The sequence below is a fragment of the Albidovulum denitrificans genome (assembly GCF_002973535.1).
Taxonomy (GTDB): domain Bacteria; phylum Pseudomonadota; class Alphaproteobacteria; order Rhodobacterales; family Rhodobacteraceae; genus Albidovulum; species Albidovulum denitrificans.
Map to the genome: position 1 here is coordinate 7501 of NZ_PVEP01000004.1, position 25342 is coordinate 32842.

The 25342-nt window shown below is 64.8% G+C and carries 24 protein-coding genes and 1 tRNA gene (1 of these 25 cut by a window edge); 8 read left to right on the forward strand and 17 right to left on the reverse strand.

Features of this window, described 5'->3' with window-relative positions; genetic code table 11:
• Window positions 1-875, reverse strand: partial view of a protein-methionine-sulfoxide reductase catalytic subunit MsrP gene (gene msrP, locus LX70_RS10455; protein WP_105514723.1) — the 5' portion only. 40 nt of this gene lie to the left of the window's left edge; the window shows 875 of its 915 coding nt (coding positions 1-875); its start codon is at window positions 873-875; the stop codon falls past the left edge of the window.
• Window positions 876-1055: 180 nt separating this feature from the next.
• Window positions 1056-3671, reverse strand: a complete 2616-nt coding sequence (clpB, locus tag LX70_RS10460) for an ATP-dependent chaperone ClpB (protein ID WP_105514724.1) — start codon at window positions 3669-3671, stop codon at window positions 1056-1058.
• A 189-nt stretch (window positions 3672-3860) separates the two neighbouring features.
• Here clpB and LX70_RS20745 point away from each other — a divergent pair, with 189 nt between their 5' ends.
• Window positions 3861-4013 carry a hypothetical protein gene (locus LX70_RS20745; protein ID WP_170076174.1) on the forward strand — a complete coding sequence of 51 codons (153 nt, stop codon included), beginning with the start codon at window positions 3861-3863 and terminating at the stop codon, window positions 4011-4013.
• Window positions 4014-4138: 125 nt separating this feature from the next.
• Here LX70_RS20745 and LX70_RS10465 read toward each other — a convergent pair whose 3' ends face one another.
• Complete coding sequence (locus LX70_RS10465) at window positions 4139-4444, reverse strand: hypothetical protein (RefSeq protein WP_146111582.1); 306 nt, start codon at window positions 4442-4444, stop codon at window positions 4139-4141.
• Between the two features lie 314 nt (window positions 4445-4758).
• On the opposite strand from LX70_RS10465, the gene pyrF reads away from it, so the two are divergent.
• Window positions 4759-5460 (forward strand): orotidine-5'-phosphate decarboxylase, encoded by a 702-nt coding sequence (gene pyrF / locus LX70_RS10470; RefSeq protein WP_105514968.1) that lies wholly within the window; start codon window positions 4759-4761, stop codon window positions 5458-5460.
• Window positions 5461-5487: 27 nt separating this feature from the next.
• Here the strand turns inward: pyrF and LX70_RS10475 are convergent, their stop codons facing one another.
• The 3 genes from LX70_RS10475 to LX70_RS10485 all read right to left on the reverse strand — a co-directional run bounded on the left by LX70_RS10475 (window position 5488) and on the right by LX70_RS10485 (window position 7016).
• The gene (locus LX70_RS10475) at window positions 5488-5706 is read right to left on the reverse strand and encodes a hypothetical protein (RefSeq protein ID WP_105514726.1); all 219 of its coding nucleotides are present in this window, start codon (window positions 5704-5706) and stop codon (window positions 5488-5490) included.
• Between the two features lie 141 nt (window positions 5707-5847).
• A complete protein-coding gene (locus tag LX70_RS10480) occupies window positions 5848-6123 on the reverse strand; it encodes an NfeD family protein (protein WP_105514969.1) in 276 nt (91 codons plus the stop codon).
• The gene (locus LX70_RS10485; protein ID WP_105514727.1) at window positions 6123-7016 is read right to left on the reverse strand and encodes an SPFH domain-containing protein; all 894 of its coding nucleotides are present in this window, start codon (window positions 7014-7016) and stop codon (window positions 6123-6125) included. The genes LX70_RS10480 and LX70_RS10485 overlap by 1 nt, the downstream gene beginning before the upstream one ends.
• Window positions 7017-7168: 152 nt before the next feature.
• On the opposite strand from LX70_RS10485, the gene LX70_RS10490 reads away from it, so the two are divergent.
• Genes LX70_RS10490 through LX70_RS10500 form a run of 3 tightly spaced genes read left to right on the forward strand, consistent with a single transcriptional unit; the run spans window position 7169 to window position 9738 of the window.
• Window positions 7169-8101, forward strand: coding sequence for a DnaJ C-terminal domain-containing protein (locus LX70_RS10490; protein ID WP_105514728.1), 933 nt, complete (start codon window positions 7169-7171; stop codon window positions 8099-8101).
• Window positions 8098-8433 carry a hypothetical protein gene (locus LX70_RS10495; RefSeq protein WP_105514729.1) on the forward strand — a complete coding sequence of 112 codons (336 nt, stop codon included), beginning with the start codon at window positions 8098-8100 and terminating at the stop codon, window positions 8431-8433. The genes LX70_RS10490 and LX70_RS10495 overlap by 4 nt, the downstream gene beginning before the upstream one ends.
• A gap of 51 nt (window positions 8434-8484) precedes the next feature.
• Window positions 8485-9738: a DNA polymerase IV gene (locus LX70_RS10500; protein ID WP_105514730.1), complete on the forward strand. Its 1254-nt coding sequence runs from the start codon at window positions 8485-8487 to the stop codon at window positions 9736-9738.
• 11 nt (window positions 9739-9749) lie between these two features.
• Here LX70_RS10500 and LX70_RS10505 read toward each other — a convergent pair whose 3' ends face one another.
• A complete protein-coding gene (locus LX70_RS10505; RefSeq protein WP_105514970.1) occupies window positions 9750-10613 on the reverse strand; it encodes an N-formylglutamate amidohydrolase in 864 nt (287 codons plus the stop codon).
• 151 nt (window positions 10614-10764) lie between these two features.
• Between LX70_RS10505 and LX70_RS10510 the strand changes: the two genes are divergently transcribed.
• Both LX70_RS10510 and ykgO read left to right on the forward strand, forming a co-directional pair.
• Window positions 10765-10839: transfer RNA gene (locus tag LX70_RS10510), tRNA-Val, on the forward strand.
• 66 nt (window positions 10840-10905) lie between these two features.
• Window positions 10906-11031 carry a type B 50S ribosomal protein L36 gene (gene ykgO, locus LX70_RS10515; RefSeq protein WP_105514731.1) on the forward strand — a complete coding sequence of 42 codons (126 nt, stop codon included), beginning with the start codon at window positions 10906-10908 and terminating at the stop codon, window positions 11029-11031.
• 79 nt (window positions 11032-11110) lie between these two features.
• Here the strand turns inward: ykgO and LX70_RS10520 are convergent, their stop codons facing one another.
• The 10 genes from LX70_RS10520 to katG form a co-directional block, all read right to left on the reverse strand.
• Window positions 11111-12736: a peptidoglycan-binding domain-containing protein gene (locus LX70_RS10520; RefSeq protein ID WP_105514732.1), complete on the reverse strand. Its 1626-nt coding sequence runs from the start codon at window positions 12734-12736 to the stop codon at window positions 11111-11113.
• An 89-nt stretch (window positions 12737-12825) separates the two neighbouring features.
• Window positions 12826-14001 (reverse strand): phenylacetate--CoA ligase family protein, encoded by a 1176-nt coding sequence (locus LX70_RS10525; protein WP_245885055.1) that lies wholly within the window; start codon window positions 13999-14001, stop codon window positions 12826-12828.
• An 8-nt stretch (window positions 14002-14009) separates the two neighbouring features.
• Window positions 14010-14828, reverse strand: coding sequence for an ABC transporter ATP-binding protein (locus tag LX70_RS10530; RefSeq protein WP_105514734.1), 819 nt, complete (start codon window positions 14826-14828; stop codon window positions 14010-14012).
• A 133-nt stretch (window positions 14829-14961) separates the two neighbouring features.
• Window positions 14962-16242 (reverse strand): ABC transporter substrate-binding protein, encoded by a 1281-nt coding sequence (locus LX70_RS10535; RefSeq protein WP_105514735.1) that lies wholly within the window; start codon window positions 16240-16242, stop codon window positions 14962-14964.
• 70 nt (window positions 16243-16312) lie between these two features.
• Window positions 16313-17389: a branched-chain amino acid ABC transporter permease gene (locus LX70_RS10540; RefSeq protein WP_105514736.1), complete on the reverse strand. Its 1077-nt coding sequence runs from the start codon at window positions 17387-17389 to the stop codon at window positions 16313-16315.
• Between the two features lie 83 nt (window positions 17390-17472).
• On the reverse strand, window positions 17473-17718 hold the full coding sequence (locus LX70_RS10545) for a hypothetical protein (RefSeq protein ID WP_105514971.1): 246 nt from the start codon (window positions 17716-17718) through the stop codon (window positions 17473-17475).
• Window positions 17719-17720: 2 nt separating this feature from the next.
• A complete protein-coding gene (locus LX70_RS10550) occupies window positions 17721-18707 on the reverse strand; it encodes a branched-chain amino acid ABC transporter permease (RefSeq protein ID WP_105514737.1) in 987 nt (328 codons plus the stop codon).
• A 92-nt stretch (window positions 18708-18799) separates the two neighbouring features.
• Entirely contained in the window at window positions 18800-19621 is an 822-nt protein-coding gene (locus tag LX70_RS10555; protein WP_105514738.1) for an ABC transporter ATP-binding protein, read from the reverse strand.
• On the reverse strand, window positions 19618-21588 hold the full coding sequence (locus LX70_RS10560; protein ID WP_425430587.1) for a long-chain fatty acid--CoA ligase: 1971 nt from the start codon (window positions 21586-21588) through the stop codon (window positions 19618-19620). The genes LX70_RS10555 and LX70_RS10560 overlap by 4 nt, the downstream gene beginning before the upstream one ends.
• 490 nt (window positions 21589-22078) lie before the next feature.
• Window positions 22079-24250: a catalase/peroxidase HPI gene (gene katG / locus LX70_RS10565; RefSeq protein WP_105514972.1), complete on the reverse strand. Its 2172-nt coding sequence runs from the start codon at window positions 24248-24250 to the stop codon at window positions 22079-22081.
• A 155-nt stretch (window positions 24251-24405) separates the two neighbouring features.
• On the opposite strand from katG, the gene LX70_RS10570 reads away from it, so the two are divergent.
• Entirely contained in the window at window positions 24406-25314 is a 909-nt protein-coding gene (locus LX70_RS10570; protein WP_105514740.1) for a LysR substrate-binding domain-containing protein, read from the forward strand.
• Window positions 25315-25342 lie beyond the last annotated feature (28 nt).

Sequence of the window (25342 nt, forward strand, 5' to 3'; positions counted from 1 at the left end):
GCGACCTCCTCATAGCCGTTGAACTTCAGTGTATCCTGACGGCCGCCGAACAGCCCCGCGCCGACGCGCCGTTCGGTCGCCTGGCTCCAGCGCGGGTGGTCTACCTCGGGGTTCACGTTGGCGTAGAACCCGTATTCCTCGGGCTGAAGCGCGTTCCAGGTGGTTTCGGGCTGCCTGTCGGTCAGGCTGATGCGCACGATCGACTTGATTGACTTGAAGCCGTATTTCCACGGCACGACCAGCCGGATCGGCGCGCCGTTCTGGTTCGGTATCTCCTCACCATAAAGCCCGGTGGCAAGGATCGTCAGCGGATGGCGCGCCTCATCCAGACGCAGCCCCTCACGATAGGGCCAGTCGAGCGCGCTGGTCTTCTGGGCGCGCATCTCCGACGGGCGGAGGAGCGTTTCGAAGGCCACATACTTCGCCTTCGACTGCACCCCCACCCGGTCCAGCAGACCCGAGAGCGGAAAGCCGATCCACGGCACGATCATCGCCCAGGCCTCGACACAGCGGAAACGGTAGATGCGTTCCTCAAGCGACACGCCCTTGAGAATGTCGTCCAGCCCGTACTCCCCCGGCCGGTCGACCAGCCCGTCGATCTTGATGCTCCATGGGTCCGTGGTCAGCGCACCGGCATATTTCGCCGGGTCGCCCTTGCCAAAGCCGAACTCGTAGAAATTGTTGTAGCTGGTGATGTCTTCCAGATTGGTCGGCGCATCGGGGGTGGAGTAGTCCGATCTGGAATAGGCCAGCTTCGCCATCGCTGGCCCGGCTAGGGCAAGCCCCGCTGCCCCGGCGATCAGCGCGCGGCGGTTCATGAAGACATGCTTCGGTGTGACATCGGACCACTTCAGGTCCGGGCGATGGCCTCTCATGCGCAGGCTCCCCTTGTTTCATCGCCAAGGGTACACGGGCCGCCCCCGCAGGGCGAATAAAGTCCTCTCACATCCGTGATGGGGATTTGTAACGAAGCGAAACATCGTCACTGGCGCCCGCGATACGAAAAGGCCATGCCCCACAGGGGACATGGCCATTTTCGCGATCACATTTCCGTATCAGTGTAACGCTGCGCCCTCGGGCCGCGGCCGGTTGGAGGACACGACCTGCCCCCCGACCAGAAGCCCGTCGGCCCCGGCGGTGACGGTGATTTCCTCGCCGTCGCGGACATCGCCCGCCAGGATCATCTCGGCCAGCGGGTCCTGAAGGTCGCGCTGGATGACGCGCTTCAGAGGCCGCGCGCCATAGACCGGATCGTAGCCCGCGTCGCCCAGCCACTTCTTCGCATCCTCGTCCAGCGTCAGCGTGATCTTGCGCTGCGCCAGCCGCCTGGTCAGGTTGCGCAGCTGGATCTCCACGATGCCGGTCATGTCCTCGCGGCTCAGCCGGTGGAAGATGATCATGTCGTCGAGACGGTTCAGGAACTCCGGCCGGAAATGCGCCCGGACGGCATCCATCACGTCGCGCCGCGCCTGCGCGCTGTCCGCGCCTTCGGGCAACTGGCTTAGCGCCTGCGACCCGAGGTTGGAGGTCAGCACGATCAGCGTCTGCTTGAAGTCCACGACATGGCCCTGACCGTCGGTCAGACGCCCGTCGTCAAGAACCTGCAACAGCACGTTGAAGACATCGGGGTGCGCCTTTTCCACCTCATCGAACAGGACGACCTGATAGGGCCGCCGCCGAACGGCTTCGGTCAGAACGCCGCCTTCGTCATAGCCGACATAGCCCGGAGGGGCGCCGATCAGGCGGGCGACCGAATGCTTCTCCATGAATTCCGACATGTCGATGCGGACCATCGCATGTTCGTCGTCGAAGAGGTATTCGGCGAGCGCCTTTGTCAGCTCGGTCTTGCCGACGCCGGTCGGCCCAAGGAAGAGGAACGACCCCAGAGGCCGGTTCTCATCCTGCAAGCCTGCCCGCGCCCGACGCACGGCGCGCGACACCGCCGCGACGGCCTGCGTCTGGCCGACGACCCTGCGCCCAAGCTCCTCTTCCATCTTCAGAAGCTTCTCGCGCTCCCCCTCCAGCATCTTGGAGGTCGGGATGCCGGTCCAGCGTTCGACCACTTCTGCGATCTGCTCGGGCCGCACGGCCTCTTCCACCATCGGGCCTTCGTCCTCGGCATCCGACGCGGCAAGCTGCTTTTCAAGCTGCGGGATCACGCCGTAGGACAGTTCCCCGGCCTTGGCCAGATCGCCGTTCCGCTTGGCATGCTCCAGCTCGATCTTGGCCTGGTCAAGCCGTTCCTTCATCTCGCGCGACGACTCCAGCCGGTCGCGTTCCGCCTGCCACTTGGCCGTCATCTCGGCCGAGCGTTCGGAAAGGCCGGAAAGCTCCTTCTCAAGGGTCTCAAGCCGGTCCTTCGACGCCGCATCGTCTTCCTTCTTCAGCGCCTCGGCCTCGATCTGCTTTTGCAGGATCTCGCGATCCAGCGCATCCAGTTCCTCGGGCTTTGAATCCACCTCCATCCGCAAGCGGCTGGCGGCTTCATCGACAAGGTCGATGGCCTTGTCGGGCAGGAAGCGGTCGGTGATGTAGCGGTTCGACAGCGTCGCCGCCGCCACCAGGGCGGAGTCAGAGATCTTGACGCCGTGGTGAAGCTCATACTTCTCCTTGATGCCGCGAAGGATGGAAATCGTGTCCTCCACCGTCGGCTCATCGACCATCACCGGCTGAAACCGGCGGGCCAATGCTGCGTCCTTCTCAACATATTTGCGGTATTCATCCAGCGTCGTCGCGCCCACGCAGTGCAATTCGCCCCGCGCCAAAGCCGGTTTGATAAGGTTCGCGGCATCCATGGCGCCGTCGGATTTCCCGGCGCCGACCAGCGTGTGCATCTCGTCGATGAACAGGATGATTTCGCCCGCGGCGGCCTCGACCTCTTTCAGAACGGATTTCAGCCGCTCCTCGAACTCACCACGATACTTCGCGCCGGCGATGAGTGCGCCCATGTCCAGCGCCATGAGCTTCTTGTTGCGCAGGGATTCCGGCACATCGCCGTTGACGATGCGCAGGGCAAGGCCCTCGGCGATCGCGGTCTTCCCGACGCCGGGATCACCGATCAGGACCGGGTTGTTCTTCGTGCGCCGCGACAAGACCTGCATGGTGCGCCGGATCTCATCATCGCGCCCGATGATCGGGTCGATCTTGCCTTCCTCGGCCGCCTCGGTCAGGTCGCGCGCATATTTCTTGAGCGCGTCATAGCCTTCCTCGGCCGAGGCCGAATCCGCCGTCCGGCCCTTGCGCAGATCGTTGATCGCGGTATTCAGGTTCTGCGCCGTGACGGCACCGGCCGACAGCGCATCCTTGGCCTTGGTGTTCACCATGGCCAGCGCCATCAGAACGCGCTCCACCGGCACGAAACTGTCGCCCGCCTTCTTGGCGATCTTCTCCGCCTCGTCCAGCACGCGGACAAGAGAGGTATCGACATAGACCTGCCCGTCGCCGCCCGACACTTTCGGCATCCTGGCGATCATCTGATCGACCGCTTCCTGCACGCGCTTCGGCTCACCGCCCGCGCGGGTGATGAGGTTGGCCGACAGGCCCTGATCGTCATCCATAAGGGCCTTCAGAAGATGTTCGGGAACAACCCGTTGATGTTCCTCGCGCATCGCGATGGTCTGAGCGGCCTGAAGGAACCCGCGCGACCGTTCCGTGAACTTTTCCATGTTCATCGGTCATTCTCCTTTGCTAGCCCCCGGCGTCCGGTCGCCCACATTTGCGGCACGACACATCCCGGGTCTTGCATCTGAATTGGCGACGGGGGGCGCTCTTTTCAAGGCGGGGGACAGCGGGAATTCACGGCAACGAAATGGAAACCGGAATCAGGCCTAATGACGCTTAACCTTAACGGAGGAGCGTCGATGACACGTCTTGCCAACCATCTCCTGACCTCGACCGGGCGCTATCTCGGGATCGTCCCGGCCCATCCGCGCCAGATGGCGCATCTTGCGCAGGACGGGCTTTTGCCGCGCAATGATGCCATGCCCTCGGCGTTTCGCAGAAAGCCGGTCTGAAAAGGCGCGCCCAAAGGTATACAGCCGGGCGGGATGCCCGGCTGTAACCGTCGCGCCCATACGGTTCCGTGGTGGTGGCGATGTGCGGGCGCGACTGGGGGCTGCCGCCCCGTCGGCTGGCCGACCTATTGGGCCGGTGCCGCATCGGTCGGCGGCATGGCCCCGTCCGTTGCCGGGTCCGCCGCGATCGGGGCAGAGGTTTCGGGCATCGCTGCGGGGGCTTCGGCCGGGGCGGTTGCCGCAGGGCGCATCTGGTCCCCGGTCCCGGCGGTATCCCCGCCCGAGCCGAACCAGAGAAGCGCACCGATGATGACGATCAGCGCCGCCACAGCGATCAGGATCTTGCCGCCGCGCGGCGCACCGCTCCGGTCGTCCATGGGAAGACGGTCGTCATAGGTGGGACGGCCCGTCATGTGATGTTCATTCTGCATCCTGGCCTCCTGTTTCCTTACGCTGTCAGTCTGCCAGCGCAGGAGGCGAATCCCTAACCAATTATAAAACAACCTCTTTTTGGGCCGCGGATGGCCGATTTGCACCGTTCTCCCCGGCGGATCGCCGCCCCGTCGCCGGACCGGCGGGAACCTGCGCGGTGGGCGTGCCGTACCCTGCACCCGATCCGCCGATCCTACCCCTCTGCCACATCCGGCCTTGCACCGCCCGGCGACTCAGGCCCGACACGCTTGACAGCGGCCCCCGCAACCCGCACACCCGCCGCAGTCCAGAAGGAGGTGGCCCCGTGACCGTCCTGTCCCAGACCCGCGCCGACGACCGGCTGATCGTCGCCCTCGATGTTCCCAATGCGCTTGACGGGCTGGATCTTGCCCGGCGACTTGGCGATGCGGTCAGCTTCTACAAGATCGGTCTTGGCATGCTGACCGGCGGCGGTCTCGCGCTGGCCAATGAGCTGAAGCAGGATCACGGCAAGCGCATCTTCCTCGACATGAAGTTCTTTGACATCGGCGCGACGGTAGAGGCGGCGGTCAGGGGTATCGCGCAGTTCGACCTCGATTTCCTGACCGTTCACGGCGACCCGAACGTGGTTCGCGCCGCCAAGGACGGAGCCTCGGGCAAGGACCTGAAGATCCTTGCCGTCACCGTCCTGACCTCGCTGGAACGCGCCGATCTTGACGCCGCGCTGATCCGGCCGGGCGACGTGCGGGACATCGTCGTAGAACGCGCCGGGCGCGCCTTTGCCGCCGGGGCCGATGGCGTGATCTGTTCCCCGCGCGAGGCGGCGCTGGTCCGCGCCCTGCCCGAGGCGGCAGGTAGGCTGATCGTGACGCCGGGTGTGAGGCCCGCCGGGGCGGCACTTGGCGACCAGAAACGCGTCGCGACCCCGGCGCAGGCCATCGCCGACGGGGCCGATCACATCGTCGTCGGCCGCCCGGTCTGGGCCGCGCCCGACCCGGTCAGCGCCGCGCGGGCGATTATCGAGGAGCTTTCCTGATCCGGTCAGGCCCGGCCAGGGGTCAGGTCATCCGGCATCGACGCTGGCACCGGCGGGGCTTGTCTCCGCGCCGCGCTGTTCCGGCATCACGGGGCGATCGACCAGCCAAAGGACCAGCGTCCCCAGCGCCACGAACAGCGCAAAGCGGGTCAGGAACCCGCCTCCGGTCTTCTTCCCCGCACGCCCGCCAGACATCCGCCTGCCGCCACGTCCCGGATTGAAGCCGCCCTTCTTTCGCGCTGCCATCTGCCGCTCCTTGTCGGACTCTCTGTTCCGAGAATGGCGAAGATACCCGCGACAGGCGAGTCCAATTTCCCGTCATCGGCCTCCTCTTGCCGACGCGATCACGCAAAGGTTGCGGAAAATCGCTGCCCGGCCGGGGCCGGTTCAGTTGTCGTTGATGTCGCGGTCCCAGATCTTGACCTGCCCGTGCCGCACCCCGACCAGCGACCGCAGCGCCAGCCAGGCGATCAGTGAGGACACCCCGAAGACCAGCAGCAGCACCGCCAGCGACCCGCCCAGAACGCCAAGCCACAAAAGCGCGCCGGTGATCCCGGCACCGATGGCAAAGCCTAGCAAGATGAAGCCGGGGATCAGCACCTCAAGGATGGCAAGCACCGCGCCCGCCACCATCCAGACCCACCATTCCTGCCAAAGCGCCATCATGCCCGTCCTTTCAGCATCTTGAACGCATCGCCAAAGGCCTCAAGCGCGTTGGCCGGCACGATGACCGTCTGCTTGCCGGTCCCCTGCCCCACGGCGGTCAGCGCCTCAACCTGCTTCAGGGCGACCTGATATTGCGCCGCCTCGATTCCGTTTTCCTTGATCGCCTTGGCCACGACTTCGGTCGCAAAGGCTTCGGCCTCGGCCGAGATGCGGCGCGCCTTGGCCTGCTGTTCGGCGGCATAAAGCTCCGCATCGGCGGCAAGCTCCACCGCGCGCTTCTTGCCCTCCGCCTCGGTCACCTGCGCACGGCGCGCCCGTTCGGCGTTCAGCTGTTGCAGCATCGCCGCCCGCGTCGCCTCATCAAGGTTGACGTCAAGGATTTCGGCCCGCGTCACCTCGATCCCCCAGTCGTCGACCATCGCGGCCACCTGCTCGCGCACCCGGTCGATCAGCTGGGCGCGGTTCGACTGCACCTGATCAAGCTCCATCTTGCCGATCTCCGACCGGACGATCCCGGCGACCGTGGTGGCGATGGCGCCGTCCACGTCACGGATGCGGTAGACGGTCTTTTCCGGCTCGATAATGCGGTAAAAGACACTGGTTTCGACCTTCACCAGCACGTTGTCAGCCGTGATCGCGTCCTGAAGCGCGTTCGGCAACTGCCGTTCGAGGATTGAGATCTTGTGTGCGACCTTGTCCAGGAACGGCACGATGAAGTTGATCCCCGGCCCCAGCACGGCGCGCAGCCGCCCGAAGCGTTCGACGACGTGCTTTTCCGACTGCGGCACGATCCTGACGCCCAGGAAGATGCAGATGATGACAAAGACAGCCAGCGCGAGGATAACCCCGTTGCCGCCGATGAATGCGCCCAAGGCCTGCCCGAAATCCATGACTGTCTCCTCAAATTCGCCCCGGCCGGACTATGCCCGCATGTGCGGGGGGAGGAAAGCCCCATGGTCCGCATGGCGGTCCCGCATCCGGTTGCGATAGACGCCGGATGCCGCTCTAATCCCATGGCAAAGGACTCAGCGGCGGGGAAGTGATGAGCGACAATCCCTATGACGTGCTTGGCGTCGCAAAGGATGCCAGCGCGGATGAGATCAAGAAGGCCTATCGCAAGATCGCCAAGGACAGCCATCCCGACCTGCATCCCGGCGATGCGGCGGCCGAGGCGCGGTTCAAGGCGGCGGCGGCGGCCTTCGATCTGCTGAAGGACCCGGAGAAACGGGCGCGCTTCGACCGGGGGGAGATCGACGCAAGCGGGCAGGAACGGCCGCAGCAACGCAGCTATTACCGCGATTTCGCCGAGGAGCCGGGCAATCCCTACCGTCAGGGGCCGCGCTATGAAGGCTATGGGGATGAGGCCGACATCTTCGCCGAATTCCTGCGCCGCCAGAACCGGCAGCGTGGCGACGGCTTTGCCGGGCGGGACGTCAAGGCGCGGGGGGCGGATGCGCATTACGCGCTCGACGTACCGTTCATCGAGGCCGCGACCGGCGGGTCGATGCGCATCACCCTGCCCGATGGCGGCGATCTTGAGGTGAAGATCCCAAGGGGCATCGCGGACGGCCAGACCCTGCGCCTGCGGGGCAAGGGCGGGCCAGGCTATGGCGGCGGCTCCGCCGGGGACGCCTATGTGACGCTGTCGATCCGCCCGCATCCGGTGTTTTCGCGCGACGGCGACGACATCGTGATGACCCTGCCCATCACGATTGACGAGGCCATTCTGGGCGCCAAGGTCGAGGCGCCGACCATCGACGGGCCGGTCAAGGTGACGGTCCCGAAGGGCGCCAGCACCGGCCAGGTGTTGCGGCTGCGCGGCCGGGGGATCGCGGCCAAGGGCCGCACGGCGGGCGATCAGCGGATCGAGCTAAGGATCGTGATGCCGAAGGCGGTGGACGACGACCTTGCCCGCTTCATGGAGGAGTGGCGCAAGACCCATGGCTACGATCCGCGCAAGGGGGTGACGGCATGACCGACCAACCTGTTTTCCTGAGCGAAGAGGAAACGCTGGCCGCCGTGACGCGGCTGGATCACGCGCTTCTGGCGCGGTTCGTGCGGGCCGAGGTCATCCGCCCCGCAGATACTGGCGGCCGCGTCGTCTACCGGCAGGTGGACATCGCGCGGATCGAGCTGCTTTGCGATCTTTGCGACGATTTCGACATGAATGACGATGCGCTGGGGATCGTCATGGGCCTTGTCGATCAGCTTCACGGCACACGCGGCGATCTTCGCGCGCTGATGCGGGCGCTGGCGGCAGAGGAGGAGGACGTGCGCAGCCGGATCATGGGGCGGCTTGACCGTTAGCCCATAGCAAAGCCCGTTTCGCGCGCCCGTTGACTGCGGTAATCTCTGCCCATGCCTGCGCTCTGCCGCGATTGCCTGACGACCTTTCAGACCGGCCCCCGCTGCCCGGCCTGCCGGTCCCCGCGCATCGTGGCGCATCCCGAGCTTTTGACGCTCTCCATTGCGCATATGGATTGCGACGCCTTCTATGCCAGCGTCGAAAAGCGCGACAACCCGGAGCTGCGCGGCGTTCCGGTGATCGTCGGCGGGGCTAAGCGGGGTGTCGTTTCCACCTGCTGCTATCTTGCGCGGATCAAGGGCGTGCGTTCGGCGATGCCTATGTTTCAGGCGCTGCGCCTTTGCCCCGAGGCGGTCGTCATCAAGCCGCGCGGCAGTCACTATGCCGCCGTCTCGCGCCAGATCCGGGCGCTGATGGACGCGATGACGCCGGTGGTTGAGCCGCTGTCGCTTGATGAGGCGTTTCTGGACCTGACGGGGACCGAGCGGCTGCACAAGGCGCCGCCCGCCGTCCTTCTCGCCCGGCTTCTGAAACGGATGGAGGAGGAACTTGGGCTGACCGGATCGGTCGGGCTGTCGCATAACAAGTTCCTTGCCAAGATCGCCTCGGACCTCGACAAGCCGCGCGGCTTTTCGGTCATCGGGCGGGCCGATACGGCGGCGTTTCTGAAGGGCAAGCCGGTCCGCATGATCTGGGGCGTCGGGGCGGCCAGTCAGGCGCAGCTGGACGCCGCCGGTATCCGTACCTTCGACGACCTCGCCCGCTGGGACCGCAAGGACCTGATCCAGCGTTTCGGGCAGATCGGCGACCGTCTCTGGCACCTTGCGCGGGGCGAGGATTTCCGGCGCGTGACCCCGAATGAGCCGATGAAGTCGATCTCGGCCGAGACGACCTTTGACGACGATATAGCCGACCGCGACCTTCTGGACGGCCATGTCTGGCGGCTGTCGGAAAAGGTGACCGACCGCGCCAAGGCCAAGGGTCTTGCCGGGCGGACCGTCACGCTGAAGCTGAAGCGCGCCGATTTCACCACGATCACCCGCCGCCACACGCTGCGCGAGCCGACGCAGATGGCGGACCGGCTGTACCGCGAGGCGGCCGATCTGCTCGCCCATGTCGGCGGGCGCGATGCCTATCGGTTGATCGGGGTCGGCCTGTCGGACATCGTGGCCGCCAGCGCCGCCGACCTGACGCCCGATCTTCTTGACCCCGACGCGAAACGCCGGGCGGGGGCGGAACGTGCGGCGGATGCGATCCGGGCGCGGTTCGGGGCCGATGCGATCGTGAAGGGCCGGGCGCTGCGCTGAGTATGCGCTGACTATTCGGCGGCGGACAGCATCTCGGCCGGGCGGCCAATCTCGATCACCTCGGCGACGATCCCGGCCAGAAGCTTCTTGAAGCCCTTGTAATTGCCGTTCGGGCGGATCTCACGCTCATTCATGTAAAGCGCGCGGTCGATCTCGATCTGGATGACATGGGTGCCACCGGCGGGGCGGCCGTATTGCTGGGCGATATAGGCGCCCGCGAAGGGCGCGTTGCGCAGCGTGCGAAGGCCCGCCGCCTCGAACGCGGCCTCAACCCGGTCGACGACCTGGCTTGAGGCGGCAGCGCCGAAACGGTCGCCAAGGATGATCTCCGGCCGCCGCGCCCCGGCGGCAGCGATGGAATCGACCGCCTCATGCGGCATCGAATGCATATCAAGCAGGATCGCCTCGCCAAACGCGGTGCGGCTTTTCGCGATCAGCCCCTTGAGGCAATCGTGATAGGGCGTCCAGCAATCGTCGATCCGCCCCATCACCTCGTCCGGGCTGAGCTTGCCGCGATAGATCGCCTTGCCGCCCGCGACGACACGCGGAATGACGCCAAGGCCCGAGGACACGCGCGGATTGTAGCCCGCGGGCCGAAGCCCCTCGATCACCGCGGGGTCAAGCTCATCCGGGCCGCGGTTCAGGTCGACATAGGCGCGCGGGCAGCGCGCGGCCAGAAGGGGCGCGCCCAGCGACGGCGCGCAATCCAGCAGGTCGTCGATGAAGGCATCTTCGGACGACCGGATCGTGCGCTCGTCCAGAACGCTTTTGCGGACGAAGCCCGACGGGTAATCGCGGCCGCTATGCGGGGACGAAAAGATGACACTTGTCAGATGCCGGTCCGGCAAGGTCAGGTCGTAAGGCAACGGCGCCATGAAATCGTCCTCCAATCCGCGAACTATAAGGGGAAATAGACCGAAGTCGAAACCCCTTGAAAGCGGATGCGACTCCTTTTATAGACCGCGGGACCGACGCGGAGCCTGCCGCGTTCCAATCCCTTGGAACCGGCGGAATCGTTGACGGAACGGGCGGTTAGCTCAGCGGTAGAGCACTACGTTGACATCGTAGTGGCCACTGGTTCGATCCCAGTACCGCCCACCACCCGCCCCCGATTCGGGGGCGATTTTGTTTCAATGGCGCACGCGCGCCGCGAATAGGAGAAGACCTATGAAGGTCAGGAACTCGCTCCGCTCGCTGAAGTTGCGTCACCGCGACTGTCAGGTCGTGCGCCGCAAGGGCCGCGTCTATGTGATCAACAAGACGCAGCGCCGCTTCAAGGCCCGTCAGGGCTGATCCAGGCGGACAGATTATGCGAAAGGCCGCCGGCACCCCCGGCGGCCTTCGTCTTTTCGGGCTGTCCCCCGGCAGCCGTTCAGAGCGAATCCACCAGAAGCCGCGCCACCGTCTGCTGGCTGAGATAGCCGGTGACCGGAAGCCCGCGCGCCTGCTGGTAACGCCGGATCGCGCGCCGCGTTTCCTTGTCGAAAGTGCCGTCGATCCGGCCGGGCTTGAGGTTCAGCGCCGCCAGCCGCTGTTCGATCATCCGCCGCAGCCCGTCATTCAGGCCCAGCGCATCCTCACCCGCCTTTGCAGCCCGGTCGGCGTCTGACGCGCCCATGTCGTCAAGGATCTGTTTGGCGTCCTCCACAAAGGCGCCGTTCGGATAGGCGGCCAGATACTCGCGAAACCCGGCGGCCGTGTTCAGCTTCAGCGCCTGATCCCAGGCGGCGCGGTCGGCGGCGGCGGCCTCTTGCTTGCGCTGTTCGTCGAAAACGGCCAGCCGTTCCTGCGCCAGTTCGGCGAAAAGCCCGTCAGGATAGCGCTTGATATAGGCGCGCAGCCCCGCCTCGTCGCCCGCCTTGCCGGTCTGTTCCCAGTAAAGCCGGTCCTCCCGTTCCAGCTGCGCCTGCCTTTTGGCGGCCTCGATCTCAAGCTCGGCGGCGCGCTTTTCGGCCTGCGCCGCAAGGACCGCGATCTGTTCGGCGGTGACAAAGCCCGTCGCCTCATAGCGGTTGCGCTGCTGCCAGGTCACGATCGCCGCGCGCGAGCCGCGCCCGAACAGACCGTCGATCCCGCGCGGGTCGATGTCGAGGATCGACAGATCGCGCTGGATCTGCCGCCGCTGGTCGCGGGTCAGGCGCAGCGCGTCTTCCGCCGCCTTCGCCTGTGCCGCCGGGTCGTTCTTCAGCGCGATCGCCCTTCGCGCGGCATCGGTGAAAAGCCCCTGCGGGTAGCGCCGCAGATAGGATTCGTAGCCCTGCACCGTGTCGATGGCCTGCGTCGTCGCCCAAAGGTCACGCTCCACCTGATCGGATTGCCCCGCCGCTGGCTCCGCCGGGGCGGCGTCGGGAACGGGAATGAACGGTGCCGCATTGCCGAGAAAGCCCGTCACAGTCAGATCGCCCGCGCGGGCGGCAAGTTGGGCCGGGGTCTGGCCCGGCCGGGTCAGGATGTCGGCGGCGAAGGCGGCAATATCCGCCGCGTCGCCCGAAATGACCGTCACGCCCTGCGGCACCTCAAGCGATCCGATGCCCGCGATCAACCCGCGCCCCAGCGTCATGCGATGGCCTTCCGTCCCCAGCAGCACCATCGCCGCGCCGGGACGTTCGGCGGCAAGTTCCAGCACGGTGCCAAGCGACAGGCCCGCCATGTCCGCCTCGGTCAGGCCGGGGGCCTTCGCCTCGGTCCCCAGGAACCATGTCCTCGTTCCGTGATGGGCGAAGTTGCCGGACAGCAGGATCACGCTGCGCCCGGCCTGGCCCGTATCGCCGTAATGGTCACTGAGAAGGTCGCGCAGCGCGGCGGTGGGCAGGTCCGCGCCCTTGCGCAGGGTGAACCCCGCCGCCTCAAGCGCGTCGGCGGCATCCAGCGCATCTTCGGCGCCGGATATATCGGGCGCCGCCCGGTAATTCTCATTGCCAATCACAAGGGCCGCGTCCTGCGCGGCCAGCGGTGTTGCCGCGATCAGCGCGGTGACAAATACGGATCTCCGAAGCATCAAACCCTCCCTCACTGGCCTGTCCGGTCAGACTAGCCATAAAGGGGAACGTTATCCTATCACGAAGGTTCCCGAACCCGCGGCGGGGGTCAGTCGTAGACGCGCTGATCCTCGATCACCTTGCCGTCGTTCGGCAGCGATCCCCTTGGGACGATCTGGACCTTTCCGCGCAGCTTCAGAACGTCCAGCACCGACTTTTCATAGGGCGCCGCGTCGCCGGATTCCGTCTCGATCATCACCGTCATCGCGTCCATCTCGCCGTCACGGGTGGCGACGACGCGGGCGCGGGCGACCTCGGCATGGCGCGCGACAAGGTCGGCGACCTGTTCGGGGCGCACGAACATGCCCTTGATCTTCGTTGTCTGGTCGGCGCGGCCCATCCAGCCCTTGATACGCAGGTTGGTCCGGCCGCACGGGCTTTGCCCTGCCATCACCGCCGAAAGATCCCCCGTTGCGAAGCGGATCAGCGGATAGTCGGGGTTGAGCGTGGTCACCACGACCTCTCCCACCTCACCCTCCGGGACCGGATCGCCGGTGCCGGGGCGGACGATTTCGACGATCACGCCTTCATCGACGATCATCCCCTCCATGGCGGGGGATTCGTAGGCGATGTTGCCCAGATCGGCGGTCGCGTAGCATTGCAGGCAAGAGATACCGCGATCGGCGTATTCATTGCGCAAGCTCGGGAACAGCGCGCCGCCCCCGACCGCCGCCCTGGCGATCTTCAACGTCACGCCCATCTCCGCCGCGCGGTCAAGGATCACCTTCAGGTAGTCCGGCGTTCCGGCATAGGCGGTGGTCCCGACATCGGCCGCCGCGCGCACCTGCAGGTCGGTCTGGCCGGTCCCGGCAGGCAGCACCGCCGCCCCCACGGCCCGCGCGCCGTTCTCGAACATCATGCCCGCAGGCGTCAGGTGATAGCCAAAGCAGTTGTGGACGATGTCGCCCTTGCCGATGCCCCCGGCATGCAGGAACCGCCCCATCCGCCACCAATCCTCGCTGACACCGCCGGGTTCGTAGATCGGGCCCGGCGACTGGAAGACATGGGCGAGGTTCGACACCGGCAACCCGCCGAAGGGCGGGTTCTGCTTTTGCCGCGCGGACAGGTCCGCCTTGCGCAGCACCGGCAGAAGGGCAAGGTCCGACAGCGCCTTGGCCGGCGCAAGGCCGTTGCGCCGCAGTTGCAGGTTCAGCGAGGCAAGCTGATCGGCGGCGCGCTGATCGGCGGAACGGGTTTCAAGGTCGTCGAAATGGCTCACCTTCATATCCTTCATCACGCCAGCCACCGCTTGCGGCGGCGATAGCTGCGCACATCGCGGAAGGACTTGCGCCCCTCATCCGACATGCCAAGGTAGAATTCCTTCACATCCGGGTTTTCCCGCAGGTCCTTGGCCGGGCCGTCCATCACCACGCGCCCCGATTCCAGGATGTAGCCGTAATGGGCATAGCGCAGCGCCACGTTGGTGTTCTGTTCGGCCAGAAGGAAGGTCACGCCTTCCTTCTCGTTCACGGCCTTCACGATCTCGAAGATCTGTTCGACCAGTTGCGGGGCAAGACCCATCGAGGGTTCGTCCAGCAGGATCGTCTCGGGCTTCGACATCAGCGCGCGACCGATGGCGACCATCTGCTGCTCACCGCCCGAGGTATAGCCCGCCTGACTGCGGCGGCGTTCCTTCAGGCGGGGAAAATAAGTGTAGACCATGTCGAGATCGGCGGCGATGGCGCCGGTATCGGTGCGGGTATAGGCGCCGGTCAGAAGGTTTTCCTCCACCGTCAGGTGTTCGAAGCAATGCCGCCCCTCCATCACCTGAATGACACCCAGCTTGACCAGCGCGGCGGGGTCAAGGTCCTGCACGCGCTCGCCGCGATAGAGGATCGAACCCTTGGTGACCTCACCGCGTTCGGAATGGAGAAGGTTGGAAATCGCCTTCAGCGTCGTGGTCTTGCCCGCGCCGTTGCCGCCCAGAAGTGCTGTGATCCCGCCTTTCGGCACCGCCAAGCTCACCCCTTTCAGGACGAGGATGACGTGATTGTAGATCACCTCGATGTTGTTGACCTCAAGAAGGGTCTCGGTCTTGCCGGCATCGAGCATGGGCGTCGCCCTTTCCTTCGGTTTCCAGTGCCGCCCCGGACCTGATCCGGGGCCTTGTCGCGGGGGCGGCCCGAAGGCCGCGCCCCCTGTCAGGGATCCCGGATCGGGGTCCGGGATGACCCGCGCAAGCGGATCAGTTGCAGCGTTCTGCGATGTTGTTCTCGGCCGCGAAGGCGGCGGAGTCTTCCATCACCAGCGGGACCAGAACCTCGTCATCCGGCGCGATGAAATCGGTGATGAGGTTCCATTTCTTCGTCGAGGCGTCCCATTGCTGGATCATCGCCATGCCGGGGCCGCCGTGATCCTCGCAGGAGGCCGCGAAAGCCTGGCCGAAGTTCGGCAGGCCAAGCTCCACCATCCGCTCCTGCGTGATCTCCAGCGCCTCGAACCCGTCGCGCAGTTCCGAAGGCGTGATCGCGGCATGACCGGCCAGGTCCTGCGCCTTGCGGATCGCTTCGGAAATGACCAGCGCGGCATACATGCCCCGCGAATACAGCACCGAGCCGATCTGATCGCCCGCGCCGCTCGCCTTGCCCGCGTCGTAGACATACTGCTTCAGCTCGTCATAGACCGGATAGTCCATGCCGGTGCCGTGCATCGCCAGCGACTTGTAGCCGTTCGCGCCGTCGCCTGCGGGCAGCACGTCATTTTCCGAGCCCGACCACCAGACGCCGATGAAGTGATCCATCGGGAAGCGGATGTTCGCGGCCTCCTGGATCGCCACGGCGTTCATCACGCCCCAGCCCCAGAACAGGACATAGTCCGGCTTGTCGCGGCGGATCTGGAGCCACTGGCTTTTCTGTTCCTGGCCGGGCGAATCGACGGGGATCTCGGTCAGTTCAAAGCCGTGCTTCTTGGACAGTTCCTGAAGCGTGCGGATCGGCTCCTTCCCGTAGGCGGAGTTGTGGTAGAGCAGCGCGACCTTCTTGCCGTTCAGGTCGCCGCCATTCTCGTCCAGCAGGTACTTGATCGCCACGCTGGCGCCGTCCCAGTAGTTCGCCGGGTAGTTGAAGACGTTGCCGAACACCTTGCCGTTCGCGGCCGAGGTGCGGCCATAGCCCGGCGTGTAAAGCGGGATGCCGTCCGCGGTCACTTTCGGGATCAGCTGATAGGTGATGCCGGTGGACAGCGGGTTGTAGACCAGCGCGCCTTCGCCCTTGGTCGCCTCATAGCATTCGACGCCCTTTTCGGTGTTATAGGCGGTCTCGCATTCCGGGGTCGCGACCTTTTCGCCGCCGATGCCGCCGTCGCGTTCGTTCAGCAGCGTGAAGTAGTCGTTGAACCCGTCGGCATAGGGGATGCCGCCGGCCGCGAAGGGGCCGGTCCGGTAGCTCAGGTTCGGCACCACAAGATCGGCCATCGCCGGGCCTGCGGTCGCCAGCGCAAGGGCGATGGCTGTCAGGGTCTTCTTCATAAGGGTCTCCTCCCTAGGTCGTTTTGGTTACGCCGGCCTTTCCCGCCGGTCTTCTGGTGTGTCGGCCCCCCTAGTGCGGGAAGGGCCAAAGTCTCAGTTTCTCTTTCGCCAGCCGCCAAAGCTGCGCCATGCCGTGCGGTTCCGCGATCAGGAAGACCACGATCAGCGCGCCGACAATCATCAGTTCCACATGCGCGGCAAGGTCGGTCGCCCAGCCAAGCTGGCCGACAAGCACGTTCTTCAGAAGGACCGGCAAAAGGACAAGGAACGCCGCCCCCGCGAAGCTGCCGAAGATCGACCCAAGTCCGCCGATGATGATCATGAAGAGGATCAGGAACGACTTCTGGATGCCGAACGCCTCGCCCACCTCGACCGCGCCGAGATAGACGGAGAAGAAAAGCGCCCCGGCGACGCCGACAAAGAAGGACGACACGGCAAAGGCCGACAGTTTCGTGGTCAGCGGGTTCACCCCGATGATCTCGGCCGCGATATCCATGTCGCGGATCGCCATCCATTTGCGCCCCACCGTGCCGCGCGTCAGGTTCCGCGCCAGCCAGGCCAGCACGAACAAGATCGCAAGGCAGAAGAGGTATTTCGCCGAAGCCGTGGCAGACGCCCCGGTGACCGCGACCCCAAGGACCGAGCGTTCCGGCGCCGAGATCTGGCCAGAGGCGGAGTAGTTGTAGAACCACGGCACCTTGTTGAAGAGCCAGACAAGGAAGAACTGCGCCGCCAGCGTTGCCACGGCAAGGTAGAAACCCTTGATGCGCAAGCTTGGCAGGCCGAAAAGGACGCCGACCCCCGCCGTGATGCCCCCCGCCAGAAGGACGTGGATCAGGATCGACACATCCGGGAAGGCCGTCATCAGCTTGTAGCAGGCATAGGCCCCCACCGCCATGAAGCCCCCGGTCCCCAGCGAGACCTGCCCGCAATAGCCAGTCAGGATGTTCAGCCCGATTGCCGCGATGGCGTAGATCAGGAATGGCACGAAGACCGCATTGGCCCAATAGTCGTTGATGAAGAACGGCACCACCGCGACGGCCAAGATGACGACGGCATAATAGCGCCAGCGATCGAACCTGATCGGGAAGGTCTGGCTGTCCTCGACATAGGACGTCTTGAAGTCACCTGCCTCGCGGTAGAACACGTCTCAGACCTCCTGCTTGCCGTGATGCCGGGGGCGCTGCCCCCGGACCCCCGGAGTATTTTGACAACGAAGAATACCGGGAGTCATGCTTTACTCTCCTGCGCCCGGTGATGCTCACGCGCGACCTGGTTGGGGCGCCTGGCATAGCCCGTCGCCTCGGAATGGCGCACCAGCCAGAACCAGGCGGCAAGGCCCAGCGCGCCGCCGAGCGCCGCAAGGACGAGCGCCGTGGTCATATGGCCCTCGGTATTGGCCGTCAGCGCCAGGTAGCCAAAGGCCCAGAAGCCGGCCCAGGCGATGACGTTCAGAATTGCGATCAGTTTCGGCATGGTCATACCCTTTCGATGATCTTTTCACCGAAGAGACCTTGCGGCCGGAACACGAGGAAAACCAGAGCCAGCACATAGGCGAACCAGTTTTCGGTCGCCCCGCCGATCATCGGACCGATCCAGAACTCGAAAAGCTTCTCCCCCATGCCGATAATAAGCCCGCCGACGATGGCGCCGGGGATGGAGGTGAAGCCGCCCAGCATCAGGACCGGCAGCGCCTTCAGCGCGATCAGGCTGAGCGAGAACTGGACGCCCGATTTCGACCCCCACATGATCCCGGCAACCAGCGCGACGATACCGGCGATGGACCAGACCAGCACCCAGATGAAGCGCAGCGAGATGCCGACCGACAGCGCCGCCTGATGGTCATCCGCCACGGCGCGCAGCGCGCGGCCGTATTTCGTGTATTGCGAGAACAGCGTCAGCGAGATCACCAGAACGGCGGCCACGACGGTGGCGACAATGTCGAGGTTGTCGATGAAAAAGCCGTAGCCGAAGGCGTTATAGGTCAGCGTGTCGATGGTTTCGTTGATCCCCTGCGGCAGGCCGATATCCAGCTTCTTGATGTCGGCGCCCCACATCAGGTCGCCCAGCCCTTCAAGGAAATAGGCCATCCCGATGGTCGCCATGAAAAGGATGATCGGCGCCTGGTTGACAAGGTGCTGAAGCACCAGCTTTTCGATCACCACGGCCAGAAGGACCATGACCCCGGCGGCCAGCGCGATGGCCACGACCGCGGGCAGGGTCCAGCCGAAGCTGTGCAGGTCGGTCCCGAAGACCGCGTTGATGAGATGGGCGAACGGCACCTGCCCGTCCTGAAGCCCGACCAGCGTCAGCGCGGCGAACAGCGCCAGCACGCCCTGCGCATAGTTGAAGATGCCCGACGCCTTGAAGATCAGGACGAAGCCCAGCGCGACAAGCGCATACATCACCCCCGCCATGAGGCCGTTCAGCCCCGCCTCCATCGCATAGAGAAGCTGGTCAGGCATGGCTCGCCTCCGTTCCTGCCGGGCGGCGCGTGTCCCTACGCGCGTAGCTACAAAAGAAATACGCAAACCCGACGTGTTGCCTACGGATGCAGTCAGTCATGCGAGACCCCCAGATAGGCGTCGATGACATCCTGATTGTTGCGCACCTCATCGGGGGTGCCGTCGCCGATTTTCTTGCCGTAATCCATCACGACGACCCGGTCGGACAGGTCCATGACCACGCCCATGTCATGTTCGATCAGCGCGATGGTGGTACCGAATTCATCGTTCACGTCGAGGATGAAGCGGGACATGTCCTCTTTCTCCTCGACGTTCATGCCCGCCATGGGTTCGTCAAGCAGCAGAAGCTTCGGCTCCGCCGCCAGCGCACGGGCCAGTTCGACGCGCTTCTTCAGGCCATAGGGCAGCCGGCCGACGGGCGTTTTGCGGATGTTCTGAATTTCAAGGAAGTCGATGATTTTCTCGACTTTTTCGCGGTTCTCCGTCTCTTCCCGCTGCGCCCCGCCCCACCAGATCGCCTGGCCCAGCAGGCCCGATTTCATCATCGTGAGACGGCCGGTCATGATGTTGTCCAGCACGCTCATCCCGTCGAAAAGGGCGATGTTCTGGAAGGTCCGCGCGATGCCCAGACGGGCGACCTGATAGGGTTTCATCGGTCCGCGCTTGTAGCCCTTGAACCAGACCTCGCCTTCCTGCGGCACGTAAAAGCCCGAGATGACGTTGAGCATGGAGGACTTGCCCGCCCCGTTCGGCCCAATGATCGCCCGTATCTCACCATCACGGATGTCGAAGGAGATATTGGTGATCGCATTGACGCCGCCGAAGCGCAGCGTGATGTTCTTCATCTCCATCAGCACGCCGCCAATCCTGCGGCCGTCGGGGGTGGTGTAACCTTCTGGATTCGCTACGTTCATTCCGCCGCCATCCTCTGTTCTGGCGCCACCACGGCGGCATCCCGGATCTCAAGCGTGGCCTTGATCTTGCCCTTGCGGCCATCCTCGTAGGTAACCTCGGTCTCGGTATAGATCTCGTCCTTGCCAACGTAGAGCGCGTCTATCAGGTCGGCGAATTTCTCGGCGATGATGTTGCGGCGGACCTTGCGGGTGCGGGTCAGTTCGCCGTCGTCGGCGTCCAGTTCCTTGTGCAGGATCAGGAAGCGGTGGATCTGGCAACCCGACAGCATCGGGTCGGCGGCGACCGAACGGTTCACCTCTTCCACATGGCTCTGGATCATCTCGTAGACCTTCGGATGACCGGCAAGTTCCTGATAGGAGGCATAGGCGATGTTGTTGCGTTCGGCCCAGTTGCCGACGGCGGTCAGGTCGATGTTGATAAAGGCGGTACACATGCTGCGGTCAGCGCCGAAAACCACCGCTTCGAGGATGTTGGGGAAGAATTTCAGCTTGTTTTCAACGTATTTGGGCGCAAAGAGCGACCCGTCCGCCATCTTGCCCACATCCTTGGCGCGGTCGATGATGCGCAGATGCCCGGTGCCTTCCTCGAAGAAACCGGCATCCCCCGTGGCCACCCAGCCCTCGGCATCCTTGGTCGAGGCGGTCGACTCGGCGTTCTTGTAGTATTCCACGAAGGTGCCGGGGGAGCGGTAGAAGACCTCGCCGCTTTCGGCGATCTTCACCTCCACGCCGGGCGAGGGAACGCCGACCGTGTCCGACCGTACCTCACCATCGGGCTGCTGGGTGATGAAGACCGAGGCCTCCGTCTGACCGTAAAGCTGCTTCAGGTTGATGCCGAGCGAGCGGTAGAAATCGAAGATCTCCGGCCCGATCGCCTCACCCGCCGTATAGCCGACGCGGATGCGCGAATAGCCCAGCGTGTTCTTCAGCGGCCCGTAGACAAGGACATTGCCCAGCCAGTAGCGCAGGCGGTCCATCCCCGACACCGGCTTGCCGTCAAGGATCGCCGGGCCGACCTTGCGGGCAAGGGCCATGTAGCGGTCGAACATGCGCTTCTTGATGCGTCCGGCGTCCTCCATGCGGATCATGACGTTGGTCAGCTGGCCTTCGAAGACGCGCGGCGGGGCGAAGAAATAGCTTGGCCCGATCTCGCGCAGGTCGGTCATCATGGTCGCGGCATTCTCGGGGCAATTGACGGTAAAGCCGGTCCAGAAGGCCTGCCCGACCGAAAAGATGAAATCCCCGACCCAGGCCATCGGCAGATAGGCGAGGATGTCGTCATTGTGGTTCAGCCGGTCGAACTCCGCCGAATTCTTCGAGGTTTCGATGATGTTGCGGTTCGACAGGACCACGCCCTTCGGCTTGCCCGTCGTGCCAGAGGTGTAGAGCATGACGCAGGTATGGTCATAGGTCAGCTCGGCCGTGCGGCGGTTCAGCTCTTCCTCGAAGCGGTGATGCCCGGCAAGCCCCTCGGCCGAGATGTCGGCCAGCGCGTTCATGGCGGAATGGTCGTATTTGCGCATCCCGCGCTTGTCGAGATAGGCAATGTGGTGGATGCCGGGCAGGCGGTCCTGCACCTCAAGCACCTTGTCGACCTGCTCCTGATCGCCGCAAACCACGAAGCGCGCGCCGCAATGGTCGAGGACATAGGCCATCTCTTCCGCCACCGCGTCCTGATAGAGCGGCACCGGCACCGCGCCGCACATTTCGGCGGCGACCATGGACCAGTAAAGCGCGGGGCGGTTGCGACCGATGATGGCGACATGGTCGCCCCTCTCGATCCCAAGCGACATGAAGCCCAGCGCGATGGCGCGCACCTCGGCGGCCGTCTCGGCCCAGGTCCAGCTTTGCCAGATGCCGAATTCCTTCTCCCGATAGGCGGGATAGCCGCCCCAGCGCGCCGCGTTGCGCGCCAGAAGCGCCGGAATCGACTGCGGATGGTCCGTCGTCGCGTTCTCTGACACCAATATCCTCCCCGCGCCGTCGTTGCGGCGTACACCTTGGGCCGGGTCCTCCACCGCCCCTTCGGCTGGCCCTGATTTGCGCGGCCAACCTTTGCCTGACTTTTTCGTAATCCTTACGAATTGTAACAGGGGGATTTTTGCGTGTCGCGGGGTCGGTCAGGTATTTGCGCCACCCGCAAGCAAAGCGGTTACGTCGGTGGCCGTTCCCCTTGCCCGGAAACAAGGCGCGGTCCGCGCCGCCGGGCATCGCCCGACCGCCCCACCGGGCGGGCGATATTGCACCGTCCCGACCCGAAAGCCGTTGGATGTGGGCCTCACCATAAAGCGCCGCCAAGCAGCCCGCCCTACGCCCACCCGCGGTCGGGCGATGCCCGGCCTTTCAAACGTCCATTACGTCCGCAAGGCTGTCATCGGCGCGCAGCCATTGGCGCATCGCCAACGAAAAGAGGCGCCGCCCGATGGCAGCGCCCCTTGTCTTCTTGATGATCGCCGGTCAGGCGGCCAGATCGAAACGGTCGGCGTTCATCACCTTGGTCCAGGCGGCGACGAAGTCCTGCACGAACTTGGCGGCGTTGTCGTCCTGGGCATAGACCTCGGCCAGCGCGCGCAAGACCGAGTTGGAGCCAAGCACAAGGTCCATCCGCGTCGCGGTCCATTTCACGGCCCCGCTCTTGCGGTCGCGGATTTCGTAAAGACCGCCCGCGACCGGGTTCCAGCTGTTCGCCATATCGGTCAGGTTGACGAAGAAATCGGTCGTCAGCTGGCCTTCGCGGTCGGTGAAGACGCCGTGCTTCGTGCCGCCGTAATTGGTCCCCATGGCGCGCATCCCGCCCAGCAGGACCACCATTTCCGGCGCGGTCAGGCCCATCAGCTGGGTGCGGTCCAGCATCAGTTCCTCGGGGCTGACGACATAGTCCTTCTTCTGCCAGTTGCGGTAGCCATCGGCCAGCGGTTCCAGCACCTCGAAGGATTCGGCGTCGGTCATCGCGTCGGTCGCGTCGCCCCGGCCCGGCGCGAAGGGAACCGTGACGGCGTGTCCCGCGGCCTTGGCGGCCTGCTCCACACCGACATTGCCCGCCAGAACGATCACATCGGCGATGGAGGCACCGGCCGCTTTCGCGATCGGTTCAAGCACCGACAGCACCTTTGCAAGGCGGGCGGGTTCGTTGCCTTCCCAGTCCTTCTGCGGCGCAAGACGGATACGCGCGCCGTTGGCGCCGCCCCGCATGTCCGATCCGCGATAGGTCCGCGCACTGTCCCAGGCGGTTGAGACCATATCGGCAATCGACAGGCCCGAGGCGGCGATCTTCGCCTTGACGGCGTTGACGTCGTAGCCGGTCGAACCGGCTGGGACCGGGTCCTGCCAGATCAGGTCTTCGGCCGGAACCTCCGGCCCGATGTAGCGCGTCTTCGGCCCCATGTCGCGGTGGGTCAGCTTGAACCAGGCGCGTGCGAAGGTGTCCTTGAAATATTCCGGGTCGGCCATGAACTTTTCGCAGATCGCCCGGTAGATCGGGTCGACCTTCATCGCCATGTCGGCGTCGGTCATCATCGGCATCCGGCGTTTCGTCGGGTCCGAGGCATCGACCGGCATGTCCTCTTCCCTGATGTTCACCGGCTCCCACTGGTTCGCACCGGCGGGGGATTTCTTCAGCTCCCATTCATGGCCAAAGAGCATCTCGAAGAAGCCCATGTCGAAGACCGTCGGATGGGTCGTCCAGGCCCCTTCAAGACCCGAGGTGACCGCCTTGGCCGCCTTGCCGCCCATCTTCGGGTTGTCCCAGCCAAGGCCCTGCATTTCGGGACCGGCGCCCTCGGGCTCGGCACCAAGAAGCGCCGCATCGCCGTTGCCGTGGGTCTTGCCGACGGTGTGGCCGCCCGCGGTCAGCGCGGCGGTTTCCTCATCGTCCATGGCCATCCGTTTGAACGTCTCGCGCACCTGCGCGGCGGTCTTCATCGGATCGGGCTGGCCGTTGACGCCTTCGGGGTTCACATAGATCAGGCCCATCTGGACGGCGGCCAGCGGGTTTTCCATCGTGTCGGGCTTTGCCACATCGCCATAGCGGGTGTCGGAGGGGGCAAGCCATTCCTTCTCGGCACCCCAGTAGATGTCGATTTCCGGTTCCCAGATGTCGGGACGGCCAAAGCCGAAGCCGAACATCTTCAGACCCATCGATTCATAGGCGACGTTGCCCGCCAGAATGATGAGGTCAGCCCAGGAAAGCTTGTTGCCGTATTTCTTCTTGATCGGCCAGAGCAGGCGGCGGGCCTTGTCGAGGCTGGCGTTGTCCGGCCAGGAGTTCAGGGGCGCGAAACGCTGGTTGCCGGTGCCGCCGCCGCCACGCCCGTCGGCCAGACGGTAGGTCCCCGCCGCGTGCCAGGCCATGCGAACGAAGAGACCGCCGTAATGGCCGTAATCCGCGGGCCACCAGTCCTGGCTGTCGGTCATCAGCGCGGTCAGGTCCTTTTTCAGCGCGGCGTAGTCAAGTTTCTTGACCTCTTCGCGGTAGTCGAAGTCCTTGCCCATCGGGTTGGACTTGGCGCCATGCTGATGCAGGATTTCGAGGTTCAGCGCATTCGGCCACCAGGCCATGACCGAGCTTCCCGTCGATGTCATGCCGCCATGCATGACCGGGCATTTCCCGCCGGTATCGTTTCCGTCCATCTTATCCTCCATCTGACGATTGGTCGTTCCTATCTGGTGACGATCGGACGGGGATACGACCCGTACCCCTGCGACCGACTGTCTCGTCCCTGTTCTAGCAGATGCGGACGATTAGATTAATTTGAAAAGCCTGATTGTTACGATAAGAAGTGATTATGGCAAACATGACCCTGAAACAGCTCCGCTATGTCGAGGCGATCGCCCGCCAGGGGCATTTCGGCCGGGCGGCGGATGTCTGCGCCGTAACGCAACCGGCCCTGTCCATGCAGGTGAAGGAGCTTGAGGAATCGCTTGGCACGCCGCTTTTCGAACGCGGGCCGCGCAAGGTGCGGCTGACCGGGTTCGGGGAGATCTTCGTCGAACGCGCGCGCGAGATCCTGCGCGCGGTGGATGAGCTTGAGGATCTGGCCCGCGCCTCGCACGGGCAGCTTGCCGGGCGGATGCGAATCGGCGTGATCCCGACCGTCGCGCCCTATCTTCTGCCCGCGCTGATCGGTCGGCTGGCCGAGGTCTTCCCCGATCTCGACCTGCAACTTCGGGAAACGACGACCGCGAAGCTGTTGCAGGAGCTGCGCGAAGGGACGCTCGACACCGCCATCGTCGCGCTGCCCGTCTCCGAACCCTCGATGCTGGAACTGCCGCTGTTTTCCGAGGAATTCGTGCTGGTCCGGCCCGAGGCGGATGCGGGCAAGCCGGTTCCGAACCGCGACAGGTTGCGGGAGATGAAGCTGCTGCTTCTGGAAGAGGGGCATTGCTTCCGCGATCAGGCGCTGTCGTTCTGCGAGATGGGCGCCAGCCGCCCGCGCGAATTGCTTGACGGCAGTTCGCTGGCGACGCTGGTGCAGATGGTCGGGGCCGGAATCGGCGTGACGCTGATCCCCGACATGGCGGTGCCGGTCGAAACCCGCGCCGCCGCGGTGTCCGTGTCGCGGTTCGACGGGCAGAAACCGTCACGCACCATTGGCATGATCTGGCGCAAGACCAGCCCGCTGAAGCCGCAGCTGATGCAGATCGCCGATGCCGTGCGCCGATGTGGCGGGGCAAAGCGGCAGGTTGTTGCATAAGGCCGCCGTGACGGCGCAGGATGCGGGC